General features: G+C 36.3%; 1 protein-coding gene. It reads left to right on the forward strand.

Annotated elements, in window-relative coordinates:
- The coding region (locus HT736_RS02055) for a ZmpA/ZmpB/ZmpC family metallo-endopeptidase (RefSeq protein WP_172930696.1) at positions 1-4,539 on the forward strand (4,539 nt) is incomplete at its 5' end.
- Between the last annotated feature and the right edge of the window lie 147 nt (positions 4,540-4,686).

The following is a 4,686-nucleotide window of genomic DNA, read 5'->3' on the forward strand; positions in this document are numbered from 1 at the left end:
GCAGCCTTGAATGGACAAGGGACTGACAAAGAGCCATTACGAACAGCCGCAACAACAGATGCGACAGCTACCAAAGAGACAGCTAAGTATCAAAATGCAACAGCAGACAAGAAAAAAGCTTATGATGCAGCATTAGAAGCCGCTCAAAAAGTTCTAGCAAAAGCAGGAGCTACACAAGCAGAGGTGAATGCAGCTAAGCAAGCAGTAGAGAATGCAAAAGGTCAATTGGATGGAGTGGCAAGCGACAAGTCTGCCTTGAATGTCGAGCTTGGTAAAGAATCTGGCACGAAAGAATCTGACAAGTATCAGAATGCAGACCAAGCTAAGCGTACTGCCTACGATCAAGCACTTGCGGCAGCGAAAGCTGTAGCAGCTAAAGAAGGTGCAAGTCAAGCAGGGATTGACCAAGCTAAGAATGACCTAGTGGCAGCTGCGGCAGCCTTGAATGGACAACCAATAAGTAAAGATGAGTCAAAAGACGAAACTTCAACAAAACCTGAAAATTCTGGTAATGCAACAACAGAAGAGAATGGGCAAACAGTACCAGACCAACCAAAAGGTAATTCACCAGAGGATGTTTCAACCGAATCAAACACAGCCAATTCAAATGGAAATGAAGAAATTAAACAAGAAAATGAAGTAGAACCTGATAAAAAAGTAGAAGTTCAAGAGAAAACAATAGAACTAAGAAGTGTTTCTGATGTGGAACTCTATAGTTATGAAGGCAATCAATCAAAACAACATACAAGCTTAGATAAAGTACCAGATAATAAATCTGCTTATTTCATTAAGGTGAAGTCAGCTAAATTTAAAGATGTACTGCTTCCAGTTTCAAACATTGAGGACACTACAAAAGATGGCAAACCAGTCTATAAAATTACAGCTAGCTTGGAACACTTGAAGCAATCTTTAGACAATCAATACCAAGACAATTTTACTTATTATCTTCCAAAAGTTGTTCAAAACGATGGTCCTATCTACACATCTTTTAAAAAACTAGTAGCTGATATGAATAGTAGACCTAATGGAACTTTCACTTTGGGTGCAACAATGAATGCTCGTGAGGTTGAATTGGATGAAAACCAAGAAAGTTATGTTACAAAGAATTTCACAGGGACATTAATTGGTAGTCATCAGGGGAAACATTATGCTATCTATAATTTGAAAAAGCCATTATTCAATACATTAAATAGAGCTACTGTTAAGGATCTCACCTTAAAAGATGTTAATATTTCTGGTAAGAATCATGTCGCATCAGTTGCTAAGGAAGCCACAAATTCTTCAACTTTAGATAACGTTCACGCAAATGGAATCATTGCTGGTGAGCTAGGTATCGGAGGACTTGTCCAAAAAGTTGATAATTCTACAGTAAGAAATAGTAGCTTCACCGGAAGAATAACAAATACCTTTGTTACAAAGTCTCAGTATGCAATTGGTGGCTTAGTAGGACAATTAACTGGATCTAATTCTGTAGTAGATCATTCTATTTCAACAGTAACCATTTCAAGTAATGGAGAACATTCTAATCAAACAATTGGTGGAATTGCAGGTATCGTAGAAAATAATGCAACTGTAAAAAATAGTTATGCTGAAGGTGAAATAAATAATGCTAAACCATTCGCTAGAGTTGGTGGAGTTGCAGGTTCCCTTTGGACAAATGGCTCTAGCACGGAGGACAATTCTGGGATTCTACAAAATGTCCTAAGCGATATGAATATTACAAATGGGAATGCGATTTCTGGTTACCACTTCAATGGTATGAAGGAGACAGAGGTTTACAGTAATAAAGACAATAAGGTAGTTAATGTTCAAGCAGTTGGAGATGAGGTAATGTCAGTTGATTCCACTGCAGAACGTGGTACTGAGATTGAAAAAACAGCAGTTCAAGCCAAGAAAGACCAGATTACTACAAAGAAAACTATAACCGTGGAAGATTTCACAAATTCTGCTAAACAGGATGTAGATTATACAAAGGCTACTCATTATCAAGCGACAAGAGAAGTTGCATATAAAAACATAGAAAAATTATTGCCTTTCTATAATAGAGATACCATTGTGAAATATGGAAATCAATTGTCAGCTGATAATAATCTATTTAAGAAAGAATTGTTATCTGTTGTAGCTTTGAAAAATGAGGAAGTGGTCTCAGATATTACTTCAGACAAGCACTCTATCAATCACTTATTACTACATTACAAAGATGGAACATCTGAGAAAGTAAGCTTAACCTACCATAGTGATTTTGCAAATCTGGCTGAGTATACTATTGGAACTACAGGTCTAGTATACACACCAAATGCTTTCCTAAAAGATTATTCATCTATAATAGACAGAGTTAAAAACGACTTAAATACAGTGCAGTATAATCCATCTGCTCTTAAGAATTTGTTAGGAATCTCTGATAATGTTAAATTAACAGAACTCTATCTAGATGAACAATTCGCTAAAACCAAAGAGCACTTGACTGAGACTCTTAAAAAATTACTTTCAGCTGATGCTGCTGTTACTGGAAATAATAGTGCTATTGACAATTACATGGTTGATAAAATCAAGCGAAACAAAGAAGCCTTGATGCTAGGATTAACCTATCTAGAACGCTGGTATGATTTCAAATTTGATAAGGCTAGCGCAAAAGATTTGCTTATGTTCCATATGGATTTCTTTGGTAAGGGAAATACCTCTCCGCTAGATACAATTATTGAACTAGGTAAATCTGGCTACAACAATCTCTTGGCAAAAAATAATGTGGTTACTTACAATGCCTTGCTGACGAATAACTACGGTACAAAAGACCTGTTTAGTGCTTTAGAAGGCTATCGTAAAGCATTTGCACCTACTCAAACTAACAATGACTGGTTTAAATCACAGACCAAGGCTTATATCGTTGAAGAAAAATCTAATATTCCAGAAGTGAGGGCTAACCAGGAAAAAGCTGGTAGCAAGTACTCTATCGGTGTCTATGATCGAATCACTAGCGACAGCTGGAAATATCGTAACATGGTACTACCTCTACTTACCTTGCCAGAAAAATCAGTATTTGTCATTTCAACTATCTCTAGTCTAGGCTTTGGTGCTTATGATCGTTATCGCAATAGTGACTATAAGGCTGGTGATAAGCTCAATAAGTTTGTTGAAAAGAGTGCTCACGAAACAGCAGAGCGTCAACGAGATCACTATGATTATTGGTATCGTATTCTAGATGAAAAAGGGCGTGAAAAGCTTTATCGAAATATCTTGCTTTATGATGCCTATAAATTTGGAAATGATAATACTGAAGGAAAGGCTAAAAAAGTAGCAGATTTTGATGATCCAAATCCTGCTATGAAACATTTCTTTGGACCTGTTGGAAATAAAGTCGGTCATAATGAACACGGTGCTTACGCCACAGGTGATGCCGTTTATTATATGGGTTATCGTATGTTAGACAAGGACGGCGCCATTACTTATACGCATGAAATGACTCATGATTCAGATCAGGACATTTATCTTGGAGGATATGGTCGAAGAAGTGGTTTGGGACCAGAGTTCTTCGCCAAAGGCTTATTACAAGCGCCAGACCATCCAAATGACGCAACCATCACCATCAACTCGATCTTGAAACATTCAAAATCTGATAGTACAGAAGGACAACGATTACAAGTACTTGATCCAACCACGAGATTTAAAGACGCAACAGATCTTCAGAACTACGTCCACAATATGTTCGATGTCGTTTACATGTTGGAATATCTCGAAGGAAAATCTATTACAGAGAACCTTACCAATTATCAAAAAACGAAAGCTCTCAGAAAAATTGAGAATAAGTTTCTGAAAGATCCAGCAGATGGAAATAAGGTTTACGCAACAAATGTAGTCAAAGATTTGACAGTAGAAGAAGCTGAAAAACTACGTTCATTCAATGATTTGATTGATAATAATATTATTTCGTCTAGGGAATATACTTCAGGGAAATACGAAAGAAATGGTTACTATACTATCAAACTATTTGCACCGATTTATGCAGCATTAAGTAATGATGACGGAACGCCAGGTGACCTAATAGGACGTCGTATGGCCTATGAACTATTAGCTGCTAAAGGCTTTAAAGATGGTATGGTACCTTATATCTCAAATCAATACGAAGAAGTTGCTAAACAAAATGGTAAAAAAATAACTATTTATGGTAAAGACCGAGGATTAGTTACAGATGAACTTGTCCTTCGAAAAGTATTTAATGGTCAATATAAAACTTGGACACAATTCAAGCAAGCTATGTATAATGAACGTGTAGCTCAATTTGATAGACTGAATAAAGTTACTTTTAATGATCCAACAAAACCTTGGACTAGTTTTTCTACGAAAACCATAAGTAGTGTCACAGAGTTGCAGCGATTAATGGATGAAGCTGTTCGAAAGGATGCATATGAGGATAGATATTCTTGGAGTAATTACAAACCAGAATTTGACAGTTCAGTTCATAAGTTGAAGAGAGCAATCTTTAAAGCTTATCTTGACCAAACTGATGATTTTAGAAGTTCAATTTTTGAGAATAAAAAATAGTGTTTACTATTAGGAAATAAAAAGTGAATGTAGAGAATTAGAATTGTCATTATTAAAAAGATAAATTTTCCATTCGGAAAATAAAATGTATTGTTGGTTCGGTGTTACTCGGAAGTGTCTTGGTTGCACCGTAACCGCCCAATAACG

The sequence above is a fragment of the Streptococcus sp. 339 genome (assembly GCF_013277285.1).
In the GTDB taxonomy this organism is placed as follows: Bacteria; Bacillota; Bacilli; order Lactobacillales; family Streptococcaceae; genus Streptococcus; species Streptococcus pseudopneumoniae.